Origin of the sequence: Pandoraea thiooxydans (genome assembly GCF_001931675.1) — a bacterium.
Classification (GTDB): domain Bacteria; phylum Pseudomonadota; class Gammaproteobacteria; order Burkholderiales; family Burkholderiaceae; genus Pandoraea; species Pandoraea thiooxydans.
In genome coordinates, this window is the sequence record NZ_CP014839.1 from 3,105,005 (window position 1) to 3,131,311 (window position 26,307).

Consider the following 26,307-nt stretch of genomic DNA (forward strand, 5'->3'; position numbering starts at 1 on the left):
CTCCGGGAATTCAATTGCGCGACGTCACAGCAATTCGAAACGCGCCTGGAAAAAACGCAGGTGGTTCGGCTCGTGCACCAGTTTCAGGCCGCGCAGCGTCTCGCGTCGGCGATAGACGCGCTCGATCGCCAGCGCCACCAGATCCAGATGCGATTGGGTGTAGACGCGTCGCGGTATGGCCAGGCGCACCAGCTCCAGTGCCGCGGGGTTGTGCTCGCCAGTCTGCGCGTTGCGTCCGGCCGAGAGAATGCCGCGCTCGACCGAGCGAATGCCCGCCTCCATGTACAACTCCACCGCCAGCCGATGCGCCGGGAATTCGGTTTGCTCGATATGAGGCAAAAAGCGCCGGGCGTCGAGGTAGACCGCGTGCCCGCCGACCGGCTCGACGATCGGAATGCCGCGCTCGCGCAATTTCTCGCCGAGATATTCGACCTGCCTGACGCGCGCATGAATGTGCTCTTCCTGCACCGACTCCCGGATGCCCAGCGCCATCGCCTCCATATCGCGCCCGGCCAGGCCGCCATAGGTGTGCAACCCCTCATAGGCCAGCGCCAGATTGCTGGCCTGCTCGTATAGCGCATCGTCGTTGACGGCAAGCCAGCCACCGATATTGACCAGCGCATCCTTCTTGCCGCTCATGGTCGACGCATCGGTCAACGCGCACATCGCCAGCAGAATGTCGGCCACCCGCTTGTGCCGATGGCCGTCCTCGCGCTGCTGAATGAAATAGGCATTCTCGACTGCCCGGGCCGCATCGAGCACGACACGGATGCCATGCGCGTCGGCCAGCTCTCGGACCGCGCGCAGGTTGGCCATCGAGATCGGCTGGCCGCCGGCCATATTCACGGTAGCCGCCAGGCTGATGTAGGGGATGCGTTCGGCGCCCACACGCGCGATCAGCGCATCGAATTTGGCTAGATCGACGTTGCCCTTGAAAGGCATGGAGTTGGCCGGGTCATAGGAGCCGTCGACGATCACGTCGACGAACGTGCCGCCGGCCAGTTCCTGGTGCAGGCGCGTGCTCGGGAAATACATATTCCCGGGCACATAGTCGCCGGGCTTGATCAGCATCTGCGAGAGTATGTGCTCGGCGCCGCGCCCCTGATGGGTCGGCACAATATGCCGATAACCGTAGTGCTCGCGCACGGTCGCCTGCAGATGATAGAAATTCTTGCTGCCGGCATAAGCTTCGTCGCCCAGCATCATGCCGGCCCACTGCCGGTCGCTCATCGCGCCGGTGCCGCTGTCGGTCAGCAAATCGATGAACACGTCCTCGGCGCGCAGCAGTATCGGATTGTAGCCAGCCGTCTCGATGGCCACCTTCCGCTCGATCAAGGTGGTGGCCCTGAGCGGCTCGACCACCTTGATCTTGTAAGGTTCGACACTGTAGAGCAGTTCGTCGTTGATGGGGGGCATACGCTCGTCTGACATAAATCGCTCCGTGAGTGGGGTACACAGCTGGCAAGTGCGGGCAGACAGCAGCCCCGACGACCAGCGTGTTATCGCGTCATGTCGCCCATCGAGGGGCACCGTCATTGCGAATCACGCCTGCCGAGTGCGCAATTTTCTACGCCGCATCCCTGCTCTTCAATCCGGGAAAGGCGTAGTATTGCCGCCTATTTGGCCTGCGCGCCGCCCTCGGCCACGTGCCTTCGGAGCCTTGGGCTCTATACCTCGTCCACGTGGCGCTGCGCATGCGCGATGATTTGATCCAGTACGGCCAACTGTCGCTGGCGCGGCCAAACTGCCTCCGAATCCGGGTCGTAAGGATCGGTCAGCACCAACCGGCCATCCGGGAAAAGCCCCAGCTCGAAATCGTTGACGACCGTGGGACCTCGTTCGACGAGGCCGCGAATATGCACCGCATCGGCCAGGGTGCGCTGATTGAAATACGGACTGTCCGCAACGATATCCTGTCCGCCTTGCCTGCTCAGCAAACCCTCCGCGCTGACACTGGTTTGATAGCGTTCATAAATGGCAAACGGACGCCCCAAGATCGTGCCGTCTTGCGGCACCTGCATCCCGATCACCGGGTAGCCCTGCGCTTGCCGGGCGTCGAGTTCTGCTTTCTCGCTGTCGAGTAATTCACGCTCCAAATCGGGCGCCAGCACGCCGATGGCTTTGTCCTTGCCAAATGCGAACACGAGCTTCGCACCACCCGAGCCAAGACGCCGCCCGAGGACAATTTCGGGATCGACCAGGCGCTGCGCGCCGGCCGCATCAGTCAGCATCACCCTGCCATTCTCCTGCACGTCCAGTGTGTAATCGGCCGGCACCTCCGGGCGAGGCCGAAACCGATACCAGTCGCCTTCGCCATCCATCACGACACGATGGCCTTTACCCATGCGAAGTTCAAAATCGGGGGCAATGACGTCCGTGCCAAGCACATCGGCCAATCGCTGTGCATAGGCGTGGCTACCGCCCAGCCCGGCGTTGTCGGCGGCCAGCAGAACCGGCTGGTCCTTTTCCCAATCGAGCTCAATGTCCAGCGCAAGCTGATGCGGACTGACCGGATCACCCTGATGATCCAGAACTACGCCGTCCTCGCCACCTGAGGCAAACACCTTGCAATGAGACGCGATATCGCCGAGCGTCGGCATTCGCACGCTCGGCGCGCCGTCGGGCATATAGCTTTGATTGGGGTGGGCCAACGGCTGCGCTGCCCAGTCGATCTCCAGGCGCTGCGGCGCCACACCCCCTGACGCTCCGGCAGGCAAGCTGTCAACGGGATCCGTTTGGCGATCCGCAATATTCCGCCGCGCGCTCGCGATAATGGCGTCAAAGAATTCGTTAAAGCGGGCGAGTTGTTGATCGTCGCCTTCACGCATGAAGAGTCCTGGGAGATCTATATCATGTAGCGCCAAATGTCCGTCTTTCGCGAGCATCACCTCAATATCGCCAGGTAACTCCCCGTCGTTGACGGCGAGAATAATGCGGCGCAGTTGCTCGGCATCCTCGATCGTATTCTCGTTGAAGTAGGGTGACTCGATCACCGCGCGCCCGTCGGCGCCCTCGCGCTGTATATCTTTCGTGCTGCACACGTACCGTTCGTAGAACACCGCGAGCCGGCCAAAGCCCTCGCCCTGCTGATCGTACATCTTGCTCACCGGTGCACCTGCATTGCGGTAGAGCTCGGTACTTTGCCGCTCGAGATCGATCATGACTTCGCCCATGTCGGCGTCGGCCAGTGCCACGACCTTATTGTTGCCCAGCTCAAATACCGTCTTCACCACGCCGCCGCCCAGCAGCCGCCCGATCAGCGCTTCGAGCGGCCTGACTTCGCGGTTGCCGGCCGCGTCGACCGCGATGAGCTCACCCTGTTCGCCTATCTCGACAGAGAAATCAGGTGTAGTCGGGCGCGGCGAAAAGCGCAGCCAGCGGACGCCGTCCACCGGTTCCACCTGATCCTGAGAGATCCTCAATGGGCCGTCCGGCGCGATCACTTCCGTGTTCAGCGTATCAGCCAGTTGTTGCACGTATGCCCGATCGCCGCCTGCACCGGCATGGTCGACCGCCAGGAAAATGGTTTGCCCGAATTTCCAAAAGAGATTGTGCTGCAAAACGAATTGATACGGGCCGACCGCTTTTCCCTGCTCATCGAGCAGGGTCGAATCTGGCGTGCCATGCGCGCGCACGGCAAACGTGTTCGGCGGCGATTCCACATGCAATTCAGATTGCCCCGGAATATAGGAATGAGTGAACGCCAAGTTGATCGTATCAACGCCATCCGCACGTGGATCCCACACTTGTGCCGCTTCGGTCTGTGGTGAATTGTCCTTTGCCCCCAAACCCTGGCGCTGAACCCATTGCGCATCGAACGGCTCGACCCTCTCGCCGCCGAGCGTAATCGGAAACGGCGCCACAGGGATCGACTCGGAGCCCTGACCAATTTCATACGCAACGGTGACATGCGCCACATATGTGTCGCCGTAAGTCCACCCCGCGCCTTGCTGCCGCGTTTCTTCCCAGCGCGCCTTGAGCGCCGGCGCCTCGAAGCGAAGCACAACGCCGTTACCCAGCTTGATCAGTTGCCAGGTGGCATTCGCATCGTCGGGCGGCAGGATAGTCAGGGGATCGGTTTGCGGTGTGAATATTTCGCCGTCGCGCAGATCGTTCGGGCTGCGCACCACCGTCACGTGCATTTTGTCTGGCGGCACCCAGTTGATGTCGCCGCTCAGCGCCGATTGCCCCAGGCCAAGAATATGCTGCGCGCTGGCAGGGTCGACCGGGCGGGAGACGTACAGTCCTTGTTGGGGCACTTCGTTGACAGTTTCGGTGGCCAATGGCGCGTCGGTGGTGGCGGCCTGATGCCAATGCGCGACCAGCGATAGACTATTTTTTTCTGCGGGAACGACCTCGAAGTCGGCCGTCAGCCCCCAGGCCGACAATGCAAGCGTAAGCGATTTCGCCAGCGGTGTTTGCGACGGATCGATCTGATGTCCGAGAGCGTCTCGCGTGGGCAGGCTGTCGAGCGCCCAAATCGTCGCTCGCCCTGTCGGGGCCAACTCAATATCGAAATGCTGAAGCAGCGTTATCAACATTCGACTGTCCGCCCCCGGCGGCAGGTCGCCTGGATCGATCATAAAGATGTCGATATTATTTGCGGCTGCCTCCAGCAAATTTCCCTCGGCGTCAACGTCAATTCCAACACTCAGTTTCACCCCGGGGTCGCTTTGGGAGAACAGGCCGAGCAGGCCGCGCCCATAGCCATATGTCAAACCGAAACGCTCATGTTCCATCTCGTCAAAAGGTGTCCCGGCATTGTCTCGCCCGCCGGCAAACCAGTATTGCGCAATGACATGCTGATTCGCCGATCCGGACAACTGTGCGACAAACTCTTGTGCGGTGCCGGGCGTCAGTCCAATGTCCAGCAGTTGCGCCTGCAATAGGTCGGGATTCAGTTGGCTGGCCGCTCGTCGAGCTGCGGGCGATGGAAATTGATCCAATGCGCCAACCCTCGAATTGGCCAGCCACACGGCGGGCGACTGCTCGCCGGGATCGTTTTGCGGCTGTTGCGCGTCCGGATAATAGGCCGCCGACAGCGATTGTGGCTCCTCGGGCGGGGTGGCGCCGGGCGCATCCGGCAGCGTCACCTCGGTATGATCGACGGCATGCGACCAGCGCAAGTCGAACGAGAGGTTATAGGCCCAGATCGACACCGCACCGACAATGGTTTCGAACGATCCGGCCGCCGCATAAAGCCACGGGTTGTGCAGGAAATACGGGCCGAACGCAAAGCCCATCAGCGGTGACGAGTAGGTGCCCAGGGTCAGCCCGAGCCGCGCCGGGTTGATGCCGGTGGCTTCCTTGAGCCCAGCCAGCCAGCGGCCGCCCCAACTGCTGGGCCGGCTATGGCTCAGCAGCGAGCCGACCAGATCTGCGCTGTCGAGCTCACGCAGGTAGTCGCCGACCGCCTCGCGCACCCCTGGTTCGGCATCGGCGCGCGCGAGCGCGTCGTCGACTGCCGCAATCATCTGTTCCTTCGGCAAATCCACCTGGCCGAGCGCGTCGAGATTACGTCGCATCGTGGCATCGAGCGCGATATAGCCGGGCACTTTGCCTTCGCTTTCGAGTTGCCGGTAGTGGTCGGCAAAATACTTGACGGACATCAACCCCGTGACGGCCGACAAGAGGACCGCACTGGCCGAGTAAAGCGCGCCGCCGACCCGGTTGCCGAAGTGCTTGACCGCCAGATCGATCGTGTTGCTGATGATTGCGGCGACCACGCCGGCCGGTGCTATCTTCCAGAGGCGATCGCGCAGTTCCTTATCGGTCATGCCTGCGCCGCGCAGCGCCGAAATCTCCGCGCTCTCGGCCGCCGCATCATCGCCAATCGCCGCGATGCTGCGGGCGATGCTGTTCAAATGCAGCAACTGTTCGACGCCCTTGACCAGGAAAGTCATGCCCACCAGTGCATTGATGATCGCTCGCGCGCCTTCCGAGGCTCGGTTGGCGTCATCGGTGACGAAGCGTCGATATGCATGCTGGCGACCGAAATTCTGCTCCAGTGCGGCATTGAGCAACGTGAGATCGGGCGTGCCGGCCGCACCGCCGTCCGCGGCCGTCACATGCAGCGTTTGTGTGCTGAACGAGCGAATCAGATCGATCGCGCCGGCAAAGTCCATGTCACCGAGCAACGCAACGGTCTTCTGCGCGCCAAGCACTTGCCCGCGGAAGCTGTTTTCATCGACCTTGTGCTGCACGGCGTCCATCTGCTCGTTGTAGCTTTTCACCATGCGGTCGAAATCGGCTTGCAGTATTTTCGGGTCGGTATCCGAGATCACCAGGCCGCGCAGCCAGGTCGACACGAATTTGTGCTGCGATTGCTCGGCGATTTGCCGGATCGCATCGAGCACCGCTTCCGGAGTCTGCTTGCATTTGATCAGACTCAACGTGCCGCCATCGGCCTGCGCCTGGGCATAAGCGGCTTGCAGCGCCGGATCGCCATTGATGAGTTTGGCGATTTCGGCCGGGAGCTTCTTTTGCGGATCGAGTTCAATGACGTCGAAATGCTGATTGAAAAACTCGGCTGCCTGAGGGCCGTTCTCGATGCCGAGCTGCGCGAGGAATTGGGCCTGCGCGTCGAGCGGCGCCCTCACCTGCACCGGCAGCCGCGAGCGCATTGAGTCAGGTAGCGACGGCAAATATCCCGCATCGAAACTCACACAGGCCTCGCCGTCGCTCGCGCCCTGCGCGACGAGCGTCCAGCGTTGCATCCAGGCCGGCCCACCGATCGCGTGCGGCTTGATCTGCAGGCTCGCCAACTGCGTCGGACTCAATCCGCCGAGCCAGTCGTGCAGTGCGGCCTGTTCGTCTCTGGCCTGGTTTTCCCAAAGTGCGTGCTGATGCAGTTCGGTCATCGCCTTGGCCATTTTCTGGGCGCGGCTCTTGAGAATCGGCAGCCAGCGCTTGACGCCATCCATCACCCGTCGCCAGGGCAGCAGTGGCTCATAGCCCAGCAGCGTCGACACGTCGCGCGCCGAGAGTTTCGTATCGGCACGCTCGGCCGCGTCGAGCAGCGCCAGCGTCGGCGCCACATCGGCCGCGCCGGGAGGCTCCACGACTCCGGCGACCGATACGCGCGGCAGGTTCATATACGGCGAAGTGCCGGTCGCGCCCTCCTGCAGCGCGGCGGTAAATGCCGTGGCGGTATCGTGAGAGACGCCGGCCGTGACCAGATGGTTGCCCAGCGTCACCAAATCCAGCCCGCTCACGGCCTGTCGCACGCCAGGCGCAGGATAGCCGGCCAGCGCGCCCGATTGCATCGGGCTGGCGGCATCGGTCAAACCCTGTTGCCAGCGCATTGCGTCCGATATGACCGGCGGCGCGCGGTGATAGGCTGCCGACAGGGAACCACCGGGGCCGTCGTCGGTGGGCGACTCGCCGTTGCCCGGAGGTGGCGTTCGCGCTTCGTCCTGGCCCAGTATCGATACCACCAGCGAGAGCTGCTCGCCGTGGTCGTCGAAATGAAACCCGGAGATTCTGAATCCATAGGCCGTTAACGCGCCGGTCAGCGACACGCCCAGCGGCGTTCGCGCCGGGTCGCCCCCATTGCCGTAGGCCGCCAGCAGCGACGTCTCGACAATGTCCGGAAACACCAACAGCGTGCCCGACGACGGCAACACGCCGTAATGATCGAGCAACGCCATCAGCAGCCAGCCTTCGGAGCCGGGCGACGCCTGGCCGGTTTTGAGTTCCTGAACGTTGATTACGGGAGCGCCTTCGGCGGACGAATGATCGACCGCGCCGATTTGCACCTTGACGCTAACGCCCGGATCGTTGCTCGACGACAGAAACAACCAGTTACCGCTGCGACTCTTCGTGTAAGTCAGTCCGAGGGAGGCTGGGGTTGGCGCCCCGGCGAACGATCCCGCCTGGGCCCCTCCGGCGTCTTCGATCTGACCCGGCGACGCGGTATCGAGCAGACCCTCGACATTGAAGGCGCGCAGGCCGACCGGTAGCGCCATCACGTCGATCGGCGTCGCGTCGCTGTGACAATAGGTTCGCCCGAATTCCGCTGGCTGCACCAGTCGGTACTCATTCCCCTGGCGAACGATGACCGCGCCGCTGCCGAAGCGCTGGGGTGACGCGGCCGGGCCCTTGAACGTGCCCCGGCCGACCAGGCGAACCGCCCAGCAGGTGTCGCGATCGTCGCGCTTGTAAAGGCCGAAGCAGTCCGCGCCGAGATCGCCCATCGGGGTCATGTTGCTACGGATGAAACCAACGTCGGAGTTGTAACAGTCGGTCAGGCCCAGCGATGCCGCGACATCGAGCACCGCCATGACCTGCGCGTGATTGAGGGCCGCGGGTGTGCCCGCCAAATCCGTCACGGCGGCGCTCAGTGCGGCTGCCTGCGCCTCGGTGACCTCGTTGAAAATAATCACGCCGCTGCCGTCGCCCGGCACGGCCTGCAGCGATTGGTCCTTGGCGTTGTAGAAAACCACGCCGGTCTCGCCGAGCGAATTACCCTGCCAATCGAGAATCGGTTGTCCTTCGAGCGACGTGCCGTTTGCATCGATCGCGCCAGCCGGGTAGACCAGCGGCTCGCCATCGGCCAGCGGCGGAATCGGCAGAATGAATTTCTGCGCGGTCGAAATCACCGGCACCGCGCGGGACATATCGAGATATTCCGGCTGCACGTCCATCTGGTCGGATGCGACCACGGCGTGGGAAGGGTCTTCCCGCAATTGGGCCACGAAGGCTCGCGCCGTGTTCTCCGACAGTCCGATACGGAGCAACTCCGGATACAGCGTCGACGGATCGATACCACGCATGGCCTGGTGGGTAACCTGCGAGATATACGGCTCCATCGTCGTCACCGACGGGCTGCCTGCCTGGGTCAGGCCAAGTTGCCATGTCTGTGCGGCGGTCAATGGCGCCGGCGGCGCTGGATGATAATCGGCCGACAGGGCGCGGCCGCTGCTGGCATTGCCATCGCCTTGCCCCTCGTCGCCCGAGCCGTCGCCTGCCGCCTTGCCGGGCCGTGACGGCATCTTGTCGGGCAGTCCGGTGTGGTCCGGCAAGTCGCCCGGCCGCCCCCAGTACCACCCTTGCTGAATATCGACACCCAGGGCCTCGAGCCGCGCGCGATCCTGTTCGGTTTCGACCCCTTCGCCGATCACTTTGATGCCCATGCGGTGCATATCGTCGACCACGAATTTGACGGCCTCGCTCACGGCAGGATCACCCAGCGCGGATACCCATGCGCGATCGATTTTCAGCATGTCGAACAAGTGCGTGCCGGCAGCGCGCGCCAGCAGTCGGGAAACATAGTCGAGCGAGCGCTGCTGGTCGAAGTCGTCGATGGCGATCTCGTGGCCCCTGGCGCGCAGGCGACGCAGCACGTCCCGCGCAACCTGCATATCCGGCAGATCGCCGGTTTCGGTGATTTCGAAGCTGATGCGGGCAGCCGACACGCTATAGTCGGACAGCACGGCGTCGACGAATGTCGGCAAGCTGCTGTCGTTGAGCACCGGCCCGGACAGGTTAATCGCCAGGTTGGCATCCGGGTGACCGGCCGCCGCCCGCACCGCCTCGGCAATCACCCACTGCGCCAGCGGAAGGCTCAGGCCGTGCGCCTCCAGGGCCGGGACGAATTGGTCCGGCCGCAGATCGCTGTGCCGGATCAATACTTCGTAGTGTGCGATTTCACCGCTCAGGCTGTCGTGCAGCGGTTGGTACTGCAACTTGAATTTGCCGGTATTGATCGCGTCGTTGAGCCAGTTGATCCAATACGCCTGCCCGTTGGTGACGGCGACGGCTTGCGTTTGCGCTTGTGCCTGCGCATCGAGCACGCGCTGGTTCGAGGCCTGCTGCTGCATGATTTCGCCCCGCAGCGATTTGATGTATTTGCCAGCGAAGAACGGCGTTAAATTCATCCCGATCATCGCCAACTGGCTCCACTTCTGCTCCCCGCTCATTTGGTCCCAGTTGCGAATCAACGACTCACCTTGATTGACCATCTGATACGTCCCGCCCACCATCGCCGGTCGATTGATCCGCGAGGCCAGCGTGTCCCACTTCATCGCATCGGCCAACACCCCCGCCTGCTCGGCCTCCGGCAGTGTCTTGGCCAGCATCAGCAGCCGTGCACCGCGCAACGTGGCCCCGCTCGCGCCCAGCCCAAACGCGCTCACCGCCAACATCCCCCAGTCCATGCGCGCGCGCCCATCGGCAAACGGATTGATCGTCCCGCCATGCTCCGCCATATTGTGTAAATCCTCGACCGAGGTATACATCCCCCACCCTACGCCCGCCGCCGTTACGCCCAGCAGTGTCACACCCAGCGCCGTGCCCACCCCCGTGAACAGCAGCGCCGTACCCGCGGCCGCCGTCACCAACTCAGCCCCGATGCTTAGCACATTCTCCACGTGCTGCCAGCCGGTGGTCTGGTGAGAGTCCACTTGGCTGTAGGCAATGTCCATCGCCCCTGCAGGGCCCTTGCTGTAGCTGGCCAGCTCGATCCCGCCGGGCTGCGCGTCGTTGCGAGTCTGCAGCCACGTCGGCACGTACAGTTTGCCGCCTGACAGTGCGTTGTTGTGCTGATAGTCGCTCAGGTTGTCGTAGTGCCAGCCGCGATCGTCGATCAGCTTGGTGTGATGACTGCTCTTGTCGGTGACGCCGAACAAGCCCGATGGGCTCGCTCCGCCGTCGTTCGACGCATAGAACGTCGGGATCAGGCTGACCGTCAGCATGGGTGCCCCGCTCGCGCCAGGCGCGCTTGCCTGACTCGGCAGGCTCACCCCCGCCACCGACTGCAGTCGTTTGGCGATCGGCCCCACAATGTCGGCGAACTTGGGATTGTGCGCGTACAGGTTCTCTCCCTGATAGGTGCCGATGCTGATCTGATGCAGCAACTCACCTTCCGTGAGCGGCTTGCCGTAAATATCGACCGGCACCGCGTGCCGCCCGTCCAGCGTCGCCTGCGCACCGAAGTTCACCTGCCCCGTCGATGGAATCTGGTATTGCCCCGCACCCAGCGCCTTGGCAATCTGCGCCGCGCTCAACGCATGGCCATGGCCGTCGGTGGGCGGCTTGACCCCCGCGTATTGATTGTCCGCCAGCGCCTTGGCCAGCTCCTGCGCGCTGAGCAATTGCCCGCTGGACGTCAGCGGCAGCGCATACTGCCCGCTCACGATCAATTGCGCCCACGCTTCGTTGGAGATCGGCTTGCCCCCGCTTTGCGGCGCCGCATACCCGGCCTGCCTGAGCCACTGCGCGGTCATCAGCGGCGATTGCGCCTGCGTCCCCTGCCCGTTGGCTCCCGGTGCCGTGGGCATCGCCACCGCATCGGGCGCCATGTTCAGCCCGGCCGCGATGAAGTTGTCCAGTTGGGTCGTGTCGCCGAACTGCGACGACCCGGTGCCGTAGTGTTGCCCGATGTCGTTGAAGTAGGCTTTCAGGGTGGCCGGCGCAGTCTGCAGGAAGCTCTGATAGCTTTGCTGCGCGTATTGGCTGTTTTGCTTGCCGGCGGCTTCCTGGCTGCCCAGCTGGTACGCCATCGTGAAGTTGCCCGGCGGCGGCCCGCTCTTGGCCGTGCCGATCTGACGGTTCAGCGCATCGGCCAGGTCCGTGCCGTACCCGCCGCTCATCGCGTCGCGCACGCTCTGAAACGTCATCCCTCCATCACCTCCGCCCTGGATGATGAAGATCATCGGCCCCGCCTTGCCCGTCTCTCCCCCCTTCAGGTTGCTCGCCGCCAGCAGCCACTGCGCCGTGCTGTCCGCGTATTGGTGCGCCTGCGGGTCCTGCGCATCGGCCACCTGCACCGCCTGGCTCAGCCCCTTGTAGAAGTCCGTCCCCCGGCCCATCGCCGGCGTCCCCGTGTTCGACTCGAACCAGTGCTCGTTGAAGTTCTTCTGGATCGTGTCCAGCGCCAGCGCCGCAAACTGCGGCGGCGCGTTCTTCGTCATCTGCTGCAGCCACTTGCCCACCTTGTCCGCGTTCATCGTGTCGTCGTGCTGCGCCTGGATCACGCTCGGATCGTTGCTCGGCTCACGGCCAGGACTCTTCATCAGCGCGTTGAACTGGCTTTGCAGGTAGCTCGCACTGAATTTCGGCGCCCCGATCTGGGTCCACAACGCGTCGGCTTCGCCCGGCAGCAGCGCCTGGCTCATGTTCGTCTGCAGGATCTGCAGCGCCTTCGCATCGTTCGCGCTCGTGCGCGTGCCCTGCGTGAGCTGGTTCACCTGGCTTTGCACCCGGTTGAACCGCACCGTCTGCCCCGAGCCCAGCAGCAGACCAATCTTCGCTTGCGCACTCTGGCTCGCGTGCGCGATCGCGTATTGCAGGTAGTCCTTGTTGTGCAGCTCCGTCTTGTCCGTCGCGCTCAAGCTCGGATCGTCCGGATTCACGCCCGTCGCGTCGACCCCCGTCATCTTGTAGATCGCGTACTCCAGCGGGTTGCTCTGCGCCAGCTGCTTCTCCCACCCGTTCTTGATCTGCGACGGGTCGATCTGCACCCCGCTCATCTGCACCTGCGCGAACGCCACCGGGTCGCTTTGCGCCAACTGCTTTTGCGCCGGCGTCAGCGTCGGGTCGTTCGGGTTCACGTTGGCCACGTAGTGTTGCAGCATTTGCTGCGCCGAGATCACCGCCGTCTCCCCGGGCACGCTCAGCGGGTCGCTTTTATCCCCCAGCGAGTACAGCTCCGTGCTGTGGCCTTGCGCCACCGCCTGCGCCGCCTGCTGCTGCTCGGCCGGGCTTACGTCCACCCCCGCATCGTCGTGACCGGCCTGCACCTGCGCGTATTCGCTTTGCGCCCGGCTCAGCTCGCTGCTCACGTCGCCGTAGTCCGCCCGCCGCGCCCCGCCCGGCTCCTTGTTCAGCGCCGCCATGTCCGCCTGCGCGTTCTTCAGGTGCAGCTGCGCGGCCTGCAGCGCGATCTCGTGGCCCAGCGCCTGGTTGAAGTCGTTCAGCGCCGTGCTCTTTTGCGCGTCCGTCGCCCCCGGCGTCTGATTCACGATCTCCATCCGGAACGCCCGCTCGCTGGTCGCCCGGCTCGCCGCGCTCTGCCCCTTGACGCTTTTTACCGCGTCGTCGACCAGCAGCTTGAGCGTCGCGTCCCCTTTGCCGCTGGCCTTGAGCTTGGCCGCCTCGCTGTCGATCGCCGCCCCCGCCCCGCTCGGGTCCTTCGCCCCGTCGCCCGCCAGCCTCAACTGGTTGGCCGCCGAGCGCTGCACCGCCAGCCAGTCCTGGTTGAATTTCTGTCCCTGCGGGTCTTTCTGCAGATAGGCCTGCCACTGCGCATCGCTCATCCCGTACGGGTATTGCTTTTGCAGCGCCGCCTGCACCACCTTGGTCTGCGCCTGCGCGGCCGCCAGCCGCCGCGCCGTCTCCTGCTCCGCCGCCAGCAGCGCCTGCTGCGCGCTCAGGCTCGACGCGTTCACCTGCCCCGCCGGCACCGCCGTGCTCTTATCCCCGCTGCCTCCCGTCGCGCCAGCCTTGGGCGTGGCCCCGCTCGTACTCGCCGGGTGTACCGGCAGCTCCACAGGCCCACCACCATCTGCTGGCATGATCAACATAGCACACGCTCCGCTTCGTTTTTCGCGATCTGCCGAACGAGGTTCAGCCCATCACTACTATCGTCGTAGTACTGAATATATTAATTAAGCCGGCATTGAGAAAATTGGAAGCAATCTTGCGAAGCCGGTACAAAGACACTGACAGGGGAGAATTTCGAGGCCTGTCCATCGGTGGATGGCTGCATTTTGGTCGACGTTCCGGCCGGACTCAATTCGACCTATTCGTAGTTTGCGAGGCATTTTCCGGACAATTCGTAGCGAAAAAAAACGCGCCTCGGAACGAGGCGCGTCATTGGCTTTGACGGATGCGGCGGATAAGGCTCAGGCTTGCGTCTGACCAAAGCCGCCGCCGCCCGGCGTCTGGATCACGAACAGGTCGCCGGCGGCCATCTGCACCTCGTGCGTGGCGCCAAATTCCTCGCGTGCCGAATGACCGTTGACCCGCGTGGCGCGTTCGACCCAGTTGCGTCCCGGCGCGCCGCTGCCGCCGCCGTGCAGGCCGAACGGCGCTACGCGCCGGTGGTTGGCGAGAATCACCGCCGTCATCGGCTCGAGAAAGCGGATGCGCCGCTCGGTGCCATTACCGCCGCGCTGCAGGCCCGCGCCGCCGCTGCCCTGCCGGATGCGGAAGTCCTCCAGGCGTACCGGAAAGCGCCACTCGAGCACTTCCGGGTCGGTCAGGCGGGAGTTGGTCATATGGGTCTGAACCGCGTCGCAACCATCGAAGTCCGGCCCCGCGCCGGCACCGCCGCAGATCGTTTCGTAGTATTGGAAACGCTCGTTGCCGAAGGTGAAGTTGTTCATCGTGCCCTGCGCGGCGGCCATCACGCCGAGCGCGCCGTACAGCGTGTCGGTGATGCACTGCGAGGTTTCGACGTTGCCCGCGACCACCGCGGCGGGGTAGCACGGGTTGAGCATCGATCCTTCCGGGATGACGATGCGCAGCGGCTTGAGACAACCTGCATTCATCGGAATGTCGTCGTCGACCAAAGTGCGGAACACATACAGCACCGCCGCCTTGCAGACGGCGGCCGGTGCGTTGTAGTTGTCCTGGCGCTGCGCGCTGGTGCCGCTGAAGTCGATCACGGCGCTACGCTCGGTCTTGTCGATGGTGATGCGCACGGCGATTTTCGCGCCGTGATCCATCTCGTATTCGAACTGACCGTCCTTGAGCACCGTCAGCACACGACGCACCATCTCTTCGGCGTTGTCCTGCACGTGCGACATATAGGCCCGCACGACCTCGAGGCCGAACTGCCCGACCATCTTTTCGAGCTCTTCGACGCCCTTGGCGCACGCCGCGACCTGCGCACGCAGGTCCGCCAGATTCTGTTCGACATTGCGCACCGGATGCGGTCCCGAGGAAAGTAACTCGCGCATGCGACTCTCCAGGAACGTGCCTTCGGCGACCAGCTGCACGTTGTCGAGCAGCACACCTTCCTGATCCACATGGCAGGAATTGGCCGGCATCGAACCCGGCGTGATGCCGCCAATGTCGGCGTGATGCCCCCGCGCGGCCAGATAAAACAGCGGCTGCGCGTGCCCGCCGATGAACATCGGCGTGACCACCGTGACATCCGGCAAATGAGTGCCGCCGGCATACGGCGCGTTCAATACGAACACGTCGCCCGGCTTCATGGTGCCGGCGCGGCGCGTGAGGACGGTTTGCACGCTCTCGCCCATCGAGCCCAGATGCACCGGCATGTGCGGCGCGTTGGCGATCAGGTTGCCGTCGCCGTCGAAAATCGCGCACGAGAAGTCCAGGCGCTCCTTGATGTTGACCGACGACGAGGTATTGGCCAGCGTCACGCCCATCTGCTCGGCGATCGACATGAACAGATTATTGAACACTTCGAGCAGCACCGGATCGGCATGCGTGCCGGCCGCGTAAGTGCGCGCCAGCGCGGTGGTTCGCTCGAGCACCAAATGGTCGCGGCCGGTCAGGCGCGCGCTCCAGCCGGCCTCGATCACGGTAGTGGCGTTTTTCTCGATGACGATTGCCGGCCCCTGGAGCCGCACGCCGGGGCGCAAATGCTCGCGCTGGAAGACCGGTGCTTCGAGGTATTCGCCGCCGGCATAGACGCGCGCCCGCGCCACCGGGTCGGCACTCGCCGTCTTGTCTTCGTCGACCAGCATTTCGGTTTCGACGTCCTGCCCGCGGCCGATCGCCTCGACGGCGATCGCTTCGATCACCAGCGGCTTGCCGGGCATCAGGAAACCGTAGCGTTCACGATAGATACGCTCGAACACGGCCGTCACCGACGAATTGTCGCGCGCGAATGGAATTTCGAGAGTGGTGTCGGTGCCGTCGTATTTGACGTAGAGCGTGCGCTTCGCGCTGATGTGCTCGGTATCGATACCCTGCTCGGCCACCTCGCCCATGGCGATGTCTTCAAGCGCCAGGTAGCGTGGCTCGCAGCGGTCCAGTTCGGCGTCGCTCAGGCGCGCTTCGACAGCCTGCTGACGCAGTGCGCGCACGTCGGCCAACCCCATGCCGTAGGCGGACATCACGCCGGCGAGCGGGTGAATGAAGACCTTTTCCATGCCGAGCGCATCGGCTACCAGGCAGGCATGCTGGCCGCCGGCGCCACCGAAGCTGCATAGCGTATAGCGGGTGACGTCGTAGCCGCGCTGCACGGAAATCTGCTTGATCGCGTTGGCCATGTTTTCGACCGCGATCTTTAGAAAACCCTCGGCCACCTGTTCGGGGCTCTGCTTGACGCCGGTAGCGCGCTCGACTTCCTCGGCCACGGCCTCGAACTTGCGCCGAACAACCTCGGTATCGAGCGGCATGTCACCGTGCGGACCGAAGACTTTCGGAAAGAACGCGGCATCGAGTTTGCCCACCATGACGTTGCAATCGGTCACCGTCAGCGGGCCGCCGCGCCGGTAGCAGGCCGGCCCGGGATTGGCGCCGGCGCTCTCCGGTCCGACCCGGAAGCGGCTGCCGTCGAACGTGCAGATGGAGCCGCCGCCGGCGGCGACCGTATGAATTTTCATCATCGGCGCGCGCAGCCGCACGCCGGCGACTTCGGTGACGAATTCGCGCTCGTACTGGCCGGCGTAATGGGTGACGTCGGTCGAGGTGCCGCCCATGTCGAAGCCGATGATCTTGTCGAATCCGGCCAATTTCGAGACCTGCACCGCACCGACGATGCCGCCGGCCGGGCCGGAGAGAATCGCATCCTTGCCGTGGAATTTGTGGGCATCGGTCAGGCCGCCGCTGCTTTGCATGAACTGCAGGCGCACGCCGCCGAGCTGGCCCTGAACCTGCGCGACGTAGCGGCGCAGAATCGGCGAGAGGTAGGCATCGACCACCGTGGTGTCGCCGCGCGAAACCAGTTTCATCAGCGGGCTCACTTCGTGGCTTACCGACACTTGCGTAAAGCCAATGTGCCGGGCCAGCTCGGCCACTGCCTCTTCATGGCGCGTAAAGCGATAGCCATGCATCAGCACCACGGCACAGGCACGAATGCCGCGCTCGTAGGCCACGCGCAGGTCGCGCTCGGCCGCCTGCAGATCCAGCGCACGGGTCACATCGCCATGAGCATCGATGCGCTCGTCGATTTCGACCACGTGCTCGTAGAGCAGCGAGGGCAGCTCGATACGCCGCACGAACAATTTCGGACGGTGTTGATAAGCAATGCGCAGTGCGTCGCCAAAACCGCGCGTGATGGCCAGCACGGTCGGCTCCCCATTGCGCTCGAGCAGCGCATTGGTGGCCACCGTGGTGCCGATGCGCACCACCTCTATCTGATCCACCGGTATCTCGCCGCCCGGACGCACGCCGAGCAATTCGCGAATGCCTTGCACCGCGGAGTCGGCATAGCGCTCCGGGTTCTCCGAGAGCAATTTATGTGTGACCAGCGCGCCGTCCGGGCGACGCGCCACGATATCGGTGAACGTGCCGCCCCGGTCAATCCAGAATTGCCAGCGATCGGCGGGTTTGGCAGAGGCAGGCGCAAGGCGAGATGAGTTGAGCGTTGTCATGGATAAGTCCCGGCAAAAATCCGCATTCGACTGTTGTCGCGCGGCGAGATTGTGGTCGTTTTGAATCGTGCAGTCGGACGGCTGCCGCACACGGCGCGCCAATCAGAGTCGGCGGATACGGTGCCGGCGCCGGCAGCACCACGCGTAGATAGAGAACATGTCACCTCCTTGTCGTACCCGGCGGGACTGTCCGGCTTTGGCTATTGGCGGCGTCCCGTTCATGAAAACTTTAAATTTATATTGACATATCATCTACAATTTATCAACATTTTACTCAATTACTACGAAAGAGGTTTTGCACAGCGCCATTCATCGCCTCAACGGGAATGCCGCAACCGACCCAACACCGCCCTCCCACGAAGCCCGCCAATGCGGCTCGCCAGGCGGCGTCTTAGGAGACAGCATCGTGACATCTGCCCTTCTCACCCCTCGTGCAAGCTCGCGCATATCGCCCTGGCCGGGTCTGACTTTGTTAGCGCCGCGCACTCAGCAGCCCATGGCCCCCATGCAAACGCCAGAAATCGCTCACCTCCAGGTTCATCATTTGCCATTTCAACCCGCGCCGAGCGAGTGGGTGACCATCCCGTCTCGCGACAGTTCATCGATCGCCGGCGAGTTGGTGAGCACCCGCGATCCCGCCGAACGCATGCGCTTGATTCACGGCATGTTGCGCATCATCGGATTCACCCACCTGAGTTATGTGACGCTGCACGCCAGCGGCGAGCGGATCTCCAGCGCAACCTTTCTCGATAGCGCGGCTCCCGCCCATCTGGACGACGCTTACTTCTCTCAGGGTCACTATCTGATTGACCCGCGTCTGCAGACGATGGCGGACAGCGGCATGCCGGTGGTGTGGGACATCGACCATCTCTGCGCGAGCTTGCGCAGCCTGTTGCCCACCCTGCGCGTGCGCGATTTTCTGTCGAGCCTGAAAAGCGCCGTCGCTCACAGCGGCTTCATGCTGCGTGTGCCAATCGCCAATGTGCCGCTGCAAATTCTGATCAGTTTTGCGGCGCCTCATCGCGATCGCGGATGGATAACCGACGCGGTATTCGGTCAGGCGCTGATGTTGGCCTGTGCGCTGCATCAGAGCATCAGTGGCAGTGTATGCCTCGCTTTGCAGGATAACGAAGCATCGTTGTCATCCATGCAGCATCGCATTCTTGCGTGTGTGGCCAGCGGCATGAGCGACAAAGAAATTGCTCAGCGACTGCACACCACCACGCATAACGTCGATTATCACTTGCGCTTTTTGCGCAAGCGGTACGCGGCGTCCAATCGCACCGAATTGGCCTATGCAGCGGGGCGGCTCGGTCTGGTGTGACTCAGCCCGGGCCGCACGGCCCGTTATTTTGATATCAGGCAGGAGACAAACATGCAGGAATCCATCAACCTATGGCCATTGCTGGGCGTGGCCGTCATCGCGGCAGGTTTCATTCTCCGCTTCAATCCGATGCTGGTGGTGGCCGCGGCTGCCGTGGTAACCGGGCTTGCCGCCGCGATGCCGGTGCCGCAGATACTGGCGGCCATCGGCACCGGCTTCATCAAAACGCGCGCGCTGCCGCTGATCATCCTGCTGCCGCTCGCGGTGATCGGCCTGCTCGAGCGGCACGGCCTGCGAGAACATGCGCAGGAGTGGATTGCTCGCATCCAATCGGCCACGGTAGGCCGGTTGCTGATCGTGTATTTGCTGGCGCGCGAGTTAACCGCATCGGTGGGTTTGACCAGCCTCGGCGGCCATCCGCAAATGGTGCGGCCAATGCTCGCGCCGATGGCCGAGGGCGCGGCAGAGAACCGCTACGGCGAGATTTCCGACGAGGTGCGCTACAAGATCCGCGCGTATTGCGCGTCGGCCGACAACGTCGGCGTGTTTTTCGGCGAAGATATTTTCGTCGCCTTCGGCGCCATCGCGCTGATGCACACTTTTTTGCTCGGCTCGGGTATCGACATTGCGCCGCTGCATATCGCCGTGTGGGGTATTCCGACGGCGATCTGCGCGTTCCTCATTCATAGCGCACGGCTGCTGCGTTTCGACCGCTGGCTCGAGCGCGAAGTCCGCGCCGGCGCCGAGGCCGCCGCGCGCGGCGTGAGCTCCCAGCCCACCACAGCCACGGAGTAAAACATCATGATCATTTCCATTGAATATCTGTATTGGCTGATGGGGCTCGTGCTGGCCGTCACGGCGATCATGACGCTCACCGACAAGCGCCATCCCAAGCGCCTGCAAAGCGGGCTGTTCTGGGCGCTGTATGCGGCGATCTTCCTGGTCGGCGACAAGCTGCCGGCCGCGCTGGTGGGCGTTGCGGCGATCGTGATGGCACTGATTGCCGGCTTCGGCGGCGTCACGCATGGCAAGCATGAACTGCTGCCGGACGCCGAACGACGCGCCAGCGCGCAGCGTCTGGGCAACAAGCTGTTCGTGCCGGCCCTGACGATTCCCGTGGTGACGGTCCTGGGCACGGTGCTTTTCAACCGCGTCACAATCGGCGGAGTGCCGCTGCTCGATCCGCACAACACCACCTTCGTCTCGCTGGGCCTGGGTTGTATCGCGGCGCTGGTGTTCGCTTGCTGGCTGACACGCGACTCGGCGGCGCAGTCGATGCGCGAATCGCGCCGCCTGACCGAATCGCTCGGCTGGGCGGTGGTGCTGCCGCAAATGCTGGCCATGCTTGGGCTGGTATTCTCCGACGCCGGCGTTGGCAAGGCCGTTGCACATCTGGCGACAGCCTATATCGATATGGACTCGCGACTTGTGGCAGTCGTGGTGTTTTGCGTCGGCATGGCGCTGTTCACCATGATCATGGGCAACGGCTTCGCGGCCTTCCCGGTGATCACCGGCGGCGTCGGCGTACCGATCCTGGTTGGCATGCATCATGCCAATCCGGCCGTGATGGCGGCTATCGGCATGTTCTCGGGCTATTGCGGCACGCTGATGACGCCCATGGCTGCGAACTTCAATATCGTGCCGGCGGCGCTGCTCGAGCTGCCCGATCAGAACGCCGTAATCAAGGTGCAGGTTCCCACCGGGCTGCTGCTGCTGGCGGCGAACATCGGTCTGCTGTATTTCCTGATGTACCGTTGATTCGTGTCGCTCCCGCATGCCGCGTCGGCAGCGTCGCCCACCCGGGCGGCGCGCCGGCCGGCAGCGCGTTTCAGATGAGCTGAATCGGCGGCATCACGCCATACTTCAGCAGCGCATCGTCGAACGCCTGCGCGAGCCGCGTCATCGGCACGCTCTGCCAATTGTCGGGAAACGATTTGATCGCGCTGGCGATCACATCGGCCTGATGCGGCGTCAGGCCATTGAGCCAGGCGACCATCTGCTGTTCGGATTGGTGACCGTGCTTGAAATACGCACCGAGGAACGGTCCGGCGCTCGGCGGTGCGCCGGAGAATGCCGTCGCATGCTTGGCGAGCTGCGCGGCAATATCCGGCTGTACGCCCATCGCCACGAGCAACTGCCTGTCGTTGCCGTCGTAGGCGTGCGAGCGCGAGTACCCGTCGGCGGCCGTGTAGATGGCCGCGCCGGCGAGCACCAGCAGCGCGCCGATACCGGTCCAGCCCGCCGCGTCCAACCCCAGCACGGTGGCGCCCGCCGGCAGCTCGGATGCGTCGATGCCCGGGCCGGTCAGCAATGCCGCATAGCCGGTCGCGTTCAGCACGTTGCCCACGCCTTTCCAGTTCTCGCCGTCTGCAAATTCCTGCGCCGCCTCGACCGCGCCGAGAATCGACGAGGCGAGATCCGAGGTGTCCTGCATGGCCAGGTGAATCGATATCTTGAGTCCCGAGCTGGCCAGCTTGGGCAGTCCAAGCTCGTCGAGCTGGGCGGCGATTTTCTCATAGCCGCGTGCGAGCGGCGTGACGCCAGAGCCGGGGCGAACCGAACCAAGCACGTCGCTCGGAATTGTCGCGGACATTGCGTACGACACGCCAGCCAGGTCCTGACGGATACCCGAGGCTCCGTCGGTCAGCAACACCGAAAGTCCTCCGTCGGCCGCCTCGCTGAGCGAATACGCGCCATTCTGAAAATACAGCACCGCACCGAGCGTCTTGTTCGCCCGCTTCCATACCGTTTGCGCGAGCTTGGCGCCGCCAGGCGTCAGGAGCTTGCCGGGCCCCGCGCTGGCCAGATTGGCAATCAGCTTCGTGCCCATTTGCTCGACCACTTTGCGCAGCGAGCGCTGCAGCCATACCGTGTTGGTCGACGGCTCGACCGGCGCGGTGCTGCCCGGCTTGCCGGCGCCCACCAGCGTGGGCAGTGCGGCGAGCGCCTTGGTAACGCTGGGTGTGTTCGCCACCGACCAGTTGTATTGGCCGCTGCGAAAACTCATCGGTGCGTCGACGTCGAAGCCGGTGACACCGTGCAGCTCGCCGCGATATGCCGCCACGGCCATGCGCACGCTGTCGGTGGTCTCCTGCATCTGCGCGATCTGGGCGCCGTCGTCATTGAGCTTTTTGGCATCGGCGGGATTATCGGCCAGCAGCGTCTTGATCAATTGCTGCTGTTGCGCGGGCGTGCTGTCGCCGCCCCAGTCCTTGAGCGGCACCGTGAGAAATGCTGCATCGTTCGTGGTCTGCTTGTCGAGCGAGTCGACCGAGCCCTTGAGCGTATCGAGTCCGACCCGCACGCCGTCTAGCGCGGCGCTGGCAAAGATCGGATTCAGATAGCGCTGCGCCTGCGCGGCCACCGCGAGCCCGAGCGAGGCATTGCCCTGCCCGGTCGCGTCGGTGAATATCTGGCTCATCAAACGCGGGTTTTGAAAGACGTCGAGCCCCTTGTCGGGCGGCATGCCGTCGGCCTCGGCGACGAAATCGATGGCGATGCGGTCGACCGCCTGCTTGCCCAGCCCGGCCTTCCCCTGGTCGCTCTCGGTGGCATGCTGGCAAGCGGCGGCAAGGTAGCCAATGATCGTGACGGGCGGGTCGCTCATGCCGTCGTAGCTCGTCAAGCCATGCAGCACCTGCTTGACGAGTTGCTGGATACGCGCATCGGCCAGGATTTGCGCGACTTGCGCGGGCGTCGCCGTCTGCGGATCGGTGGCGCCGGCCAGCGCCTTCATCGCCGCAAGCGCACCGCCGCTGCGATACGCGGCCAGCACGCCGTTGACCGGTTTATCGATCAGCACCGCCTGGCGCGCATCGGCGATGCCCGCCTTGATCGCCTGGGCGAAATGCGGATCGCCACCGGCATAGGTCAGGTAGACGCTGCCCCGCGCGGTGATATCGCCCAGCGCCGCAGCGCCCTTGTCAGCACCGACGGTCGCCGCGGTCTGCTGCGCGGCGAGCGTGCGCACCTGGGCCCAGTCGCCGGCAGCCGCGGCCGCGTCGATCTTGCCGAGTTGCGCGCTGTTGCGGCCCTGCGCGTCGAGCGTGCCCTGATACATCCTGAGCGCATCGTCGACGGCTTTCTGGAAAGTTGCATCGCCCGGCGCGCGCGCACGGATCGTGGCTGCCAGCGCCTTGGCATCGGGCACCGACTGGCGCGTGCCGGCGTATTCGAGTTCCTGGTAAATCGTCGCGGACAGTGTCGCCACGCTCGATTTGTATTGCGATGCGGGTGCGGTTTCCGCCGCATGCAGTTCGGTACGCTGCTGCTCGAGCAACGCAAGACGGGTCGGATCGAGCACCGTCACGGAGGTGCCGATCGGCAGCGAGTACACCGTCCCGACCGGATTGGCCAGGCGCGTGCCGAACGCGGCACGATCGAGCGACGGCGTCGCCGCCAGATTCGCGTTGAGCAGCGCCGTATCGTCGAGTAGCTTGGGCTGGGCGAAAATGTTTTGCTGCTGCAGCACCTGGTAGGGCGACATGCCGGGCGCAAGAGGTGTCTGCTCGATACCCAGCTCGGGCGCGCCCGGCGCGAACAGCCCGATGCCGCTCGACGGCAGGAGCTGGGCGTCGGCCGCGGCCGACTGGGTAGGCAGCGGCGGTAGCGCACCCGGCGTCTCGGCCAGCGGCACGCCGCTGGCCCACAGGTCGTGCCCCGGCCGCGCGCGGCCCGTCGGATAGATCACCAGATTGCCGTCGTTCTGCACCGCCAGCCAGGCCCCCGCATGCGAGGCGGTACCGCTGGACCAGACCGCGGGCCCACCGCCCGCACCATCGGCCGCACCGCGATACAACACCAGATTGCCGTCACTCTGCATCAGCGCGAGCGTCGCGCCGGAACCGGCGGTGTGACTGGCCCAGACGACCACATTGGTGGTGCGATCGAGCTCGACCAGATTGCCGTCGCTTTGCATCCTCAGCTCGAAGCGCCCGTTTGCCGACAGCACGCTTTGTCCCGCCGTCAGGCGCGCGCCCGCCGCAAGTTGTCCAGGAGTCGGGGTCGGCCCCGGTTTTGGCGTTTGCTGTTGCGTTGACGCGGGCTTGATAACCGGCTTCGCCGGAGTGCCAGCGGTCAGGGCCGGCGTCGTCGCCAGCCCTGCAAACGGCTCGACTGGCCGGTCGGCCAGCAGGCCGCCATCGATGGGAAATGTCATGGCGTTGCACACGATTTTGTGAAGATCGCGCACAGCATCTGCAACGGCGATGACAGCAATATGTCATGGCCCGCCAACCACGGGATTACGTAGGCATGCATGTCCGGGCGCGGACGTGCTCGCCGTCCGGCGCAAACCCGCCTGCGCCGCGCCGCCCGGAAGTTCTACGTGGCGCGCGCAACACTGGCTTGCACAAGACCCGGGTTTTCTGAGAAAATGATAAACACGTTTATTATTTCCGCCGTCATGCGCAGAATCGATTGGTCGTCCCGCTTTGGTGTTCTGGTCCACGATGTGGCCCGCGTGTACTCGCGCTCGTTCGACCGGCAGGCGCGCGATCATTTCGATTTGACGCGCGCGCAATGCCGGGTGCTGGTGATGTTGGAGCGCTACGGCGTGATGAGCCAGAAAGCGCTGGCCGAACGCATGGAACTCACGCCAATGGCCCTGGTGCGTCTGGTCGACCGGCTCGAAGAGAAGAACCTGCTGCGCCGCGTTCCCGACCCCTGCGACAAGCGAGCATTTCAATTGCATCTGAATCAACAAGGCGAGGACATGATCGATGCGATCGTGGCCTTCAGCAATGTCATCGAAGCCGAGGCGCTGCAGCAAATCAGCGCCACCGAAAAAGCCGAACTCGTGCGCCTGCTGCGCAAGGTGCTGAACAATCTGACCGCCAGCGAAACCGCCGCGGCCCAGCGCACCGACGGCAGCGCGCACTGAACCACGCCGACGCGGCCCGCGAATTCATCCATGACCTCCGCCCATTCCCCTTCGCTGACAGGCGAGCCCAAGCACCGAGGGTTGATCTCGATCTCGGTAATGCTGGCCACCGTGCTGCAGACGCTCGACAGCACGATCGCCAACGTCGCTTTGCCGCATATGGCCGGCGGCCTGTCGGCCACGCAGGATCAGATCACCTGGGTGCTGACCTCGTATATCGTTGCGGCGGCCATCGCCACGCCGCTGACCGGCTGGTTCAGCGCGCGCTTCGGACGCAAGCGCATCTTTTTGCTGTCGGTGGCCGGCTTCACGCTGGCCTCGGCCCTGTGCGGCATTGCCGGCTCGCTGCCTGAAATCGTGCTGGCGCGACTGTTCCAGGGCGTGTGCGGCGCGGCGCTGGTGCCGCTGTCGCAGGCGGTGCTGCTCGACATCAACCCTCCGCACAAGCATGGCAGCGCCATGGCGATGTTCGGCATGGGCGTGATGGTCGGCCCGATTCTCGGGCCAACCTTGGGCGGTTGGCTGACCGACAGCTACAACTGGCGCTGGGTGTTCTACATCAACCTGCCGATCGGCCTGATCGCCTTTTTCGGCATCGCCACCTATATGCGCGAGACCGCGCTGCAAACCACGCAGAAATTCGACTTTTTCGGTTTTGCAACGCTGAGCCTGGCGATCGGCCTGTTGCAGATGCTGCTCGATCGGGGCGAGCAAAAGGACTGGTTCAACTCCACCGAAATCTGGCTGGAGACACTTGGCGCGATCATCAGTTTCTCGTATTTCCTGGTACACACCTGGACCGCCGACGAGCACTCGTTCTTCAATAGGTCGCTGATCAAGGACCGTAACTTCAACACCGGCGTCATCTATATTTTCGTGGTCGGCCTGATCCTGTACGCGACCCGCGCGCTGCTGCCGCCGCTGCTGCAAACCGTGCTCGGCTACCCGGCCCTGCTCACCGGGCTGGTCACCGCGCCCAGCGGCGCCGGCACGATGCTGGCGATGCTGTTCGTGGGCCGCATGGTCGGGCGCGTCGACGTACGGCTGCTGCTGGGGTTCGGCTTCGCCCTGACGGCCTACTCGCTGTATCAGATGAGCGGTTACACGACCGTGCTCAGCCCCAGCGACATCGTCTGGCCCGGCGTCATCCAGGGTTTCGGCCTGGGCTTCGTGTTCGTGCCGCTGACGACCATCACCTTCGCGACGCTGGCGCCCTCATTGCGCGCCGACGGCACGGCAATCTACAGCCTGTCGCGCAACATCGGCAGCAGTATCGGCATCTCGATCGTGCAAACCCTGCTGACGCAGAATACCCAGATCGCGCATGCGTCGCTGGCCGAATACATCACGCCGTTCACTTCGCTGGGCAGCGCGGCGAAAACGCTGCTCGATCCGCACAGCGCCGCCGGGCTGGCGCTGCTGAATCAGGAAGTCACCCGGCAAGCCGCCATGATCGCCTACAACGACGACTTCAAGTTCATGATGATCATGACGCTGCTGGTGATGCCGCTGCTGCTGTTCATCAGCACAAAAAAATCGCCGCAGTCCAGCGGCGACGAGAATTTGCACGTGGCGATGGATTAGAGCCG

General features: G+C 63.9%; 9 protein-coding genes. 5 read left to right on the forward strand and 4 right to left on the reverse strand.

The annotated features are described in order from the left end of the window. Positions 1 to 24: 24 nt before the first annotated feature. The 3 genes from PATSB16_RS14190 to PATSB16_RS14200 all read right to left on the reverse strand — a co-directional run bounded on the left by PATSB16_RS14190 (position 25) and on the right by PATSB16_RS14200 (position 17,513). The gene (locus PATSB16_RS14190; protein ID WP_047214769.1) at positions 25 to 1,431 is read right to left on the reverse strand and encodes a tyrosine phenol-lyase; all 1,407 of its coding nucleotides are present in this window, start codon (positions 1,429 to 1,431) and stop codon (positions 25 to 27) included. Positions 1,432 to 1,667: 236 nt separating this feature from the next. After that, positions 1,668 to 13,523, reverse strand: coding sequence for an EAL domain-containing protein (locus PATSB16_RS14195; protein WP_047214770.1), 11,856 nt, complete (start codon positions 13,521 to 13,523; stop codon positions 1,668 to 1,670). A gap of 321 nt (positions 13,524 to 13,844) precedes the next feature. Beyond that, positions 13,845 to 17,513 carry a hydantoinase B/oxoprolinase family protein gene (locus tag PATSB16_RS14200; protein WP_047216593.1) on the reverse strand — a complete coding sequence of 1,223 codons (3,669 nt, stop codon included), beginning with the start codon at positions 17,511 to 17,513 and terminating at the stop codon, positions 13,845 to 13,847. A 496-nt stretch (positions 17,514 to 18,009) separates the two neighbouring features. Between PATSB16_RS14200 and PATSB16_RS14205 the strand changes: the two genes are divergently transcribed. From PATSB16_RS14205 to PATSB16_RS14215, 3 genes are read left to right on the forward strand one after another with little or no spacing between them, the layout of a single operon-like run. Further along, positions 18,010 to 18,837: a helix-turn-helix transcriptional regulator gene (locus PATSB16_RS14205; RefSeq protein WP_083566786.1), complete on the forward strand. Its 828-nt coding sequence runs from the start codon at positions 18,010 to 18,012 to the stop codon at positions 18,835 to 18,837. 51 nt (positions 18,838 to 18,888) lie between these two features. Then, positions 18,889 to 19,632: a DUF969 domain-containing protein gene (locus tag PATSB16_RS14210; RefSeq protein WP_047214772.1), complete on the forward strand. Its 744-nt coding sequence runs from the start codon at positions 18,889 to 18,891 to the stop codon at positions 19,630 to 19,632. A gap of 6 nt (positions 19,633 to 19,638) precedes the next feature. Next, a complete protein-coding gene (locus PATSB16_RS14215; protein ID WP_047214773.1) occupies positions 19,639 to 20,595 on the forward strand; it encodes a DUF979 domain-containing protein in 957 nt (318 codons plus the stop codon). A 70-nt stretch (positions 20,596 to 20,665) separates the two neighbouring features. Here the strand turns inward: PATSB16_RS14215 and PATSB16_RS14220 are convergent, their stop codons facing one another. After that, positions 20,666 to 23,995: a hypothetical protein gene (locus PATSB16_RS14220; RefSeq protein ID WP_083566888.1), complete on the reverse strand. Its 3,330-nt coding sequence runs from the start codon at positions 23,993 to 23,995 to the stop codon at positions 20,666 to 20,668. A 216-nt stretch (positions 23,996 to 24,211) separates the two neighbouring features. Between PATSB16_RS14220 and PATSB16_RS14225 the strand changes: the two genes are divergently transcribed. Both PATSB16_RS14225 and PATSB16_RS14230 read left to right on the forward strand, forming a co-directional pair. Further along, positions 24,212 to 24,718, forward strand: coding sequence for a MarR family winged helix-turn-helix transcriptional regulator (locus PATSB16_RS14225; RefSeq protein WP_169834621.1), 507 nt, complete (start codon positions 24,212 to 24,214; stop codon positions 24,716 to 24,718). 30 nt (positions 24,719 to 24,748) lie between these two features. Next, positions 24,749 to 26,302, forward strand: a complete 1,554-nt coding sequence (locus tag PATSB16_RS14230) for a DHA2 family efflux MFS transporter permease subunit (protein WP_072628656.1) — start codon at positions 24,749 to 24,751, stop codon at positions 26,300 to 26,302. Positions 26,303 to 26,307 lie beyond the last annotated feature (5 nt).

Excerpts from the sequence above, each read along its gene's own strand:
- PATSB16_RS14190 (WP_047214769.1), bottom strand. The coding sequence starts at position 1,431 with ATGTCAGACGAGCGTATGCCCCCCATCAACGACGAACTGCTCTACAGT.
- PATSB16_RS14195 (WP_047214770.1), bottom strand. The coding sequence starts at position 13,523 with ATGTTGATCATGCCAGCAGATGGTGGTGGGCCTGTGGAGCTGCCGGTA.
- PATSB16_RS14200 (WP_047216593.1), bottom strand. The coding sequence starts at position 17,513 with ATGACAACGCTCAACTCATCTCGCCTTGCGCCTGCCTCTGCCAAACCC.
- PATSB16_RS14205 (WP_083566786.1), top strand. The coding sequence starts at position 18,010 with ATGGCCCCCATGCAAACGCCAGAAATCGCTCACCTCCAGGTTCATCAT.
- PATSB16_RS14210 (WP_047214772.1), top strand. The coding sequence starts at position 18,889 with ATGCAGGAATCCATCAACCTATGGCCATTGCTGGGCGTGGCCGTCATC.
- PATSB16_RS14215 (WP_047214773.1), top strand. The coding sequence starts at position 19,639 with ATGATCATTTCCATTGAATATCTGTATTGGCTGATGGGGCTCGTGCTG.
- PATSB16_RS14220 (WP_083566888.1), bottom strand. The coding sequence starts at position 23,995 with ATGACATTTCCCATCGATGGCGGCCTGCTGGCCGACCGGCCAGTCGAG.
- PATSB16_RS14225 (WP_169834621.1), top strand. The coding sequence starts at position 24,212 with ATGATAAACACGTTTATTATTTCCGCCGTCATGCGCAGAATCGATTGG.
- PATSB16_RS14230 (WP_072628656.1), top strand. The coding sequence starts at position 24,749 with ATGACCTCCGCCCATTCCCCTTCGCTGACAGGCGAGCCCAAGCACCGA.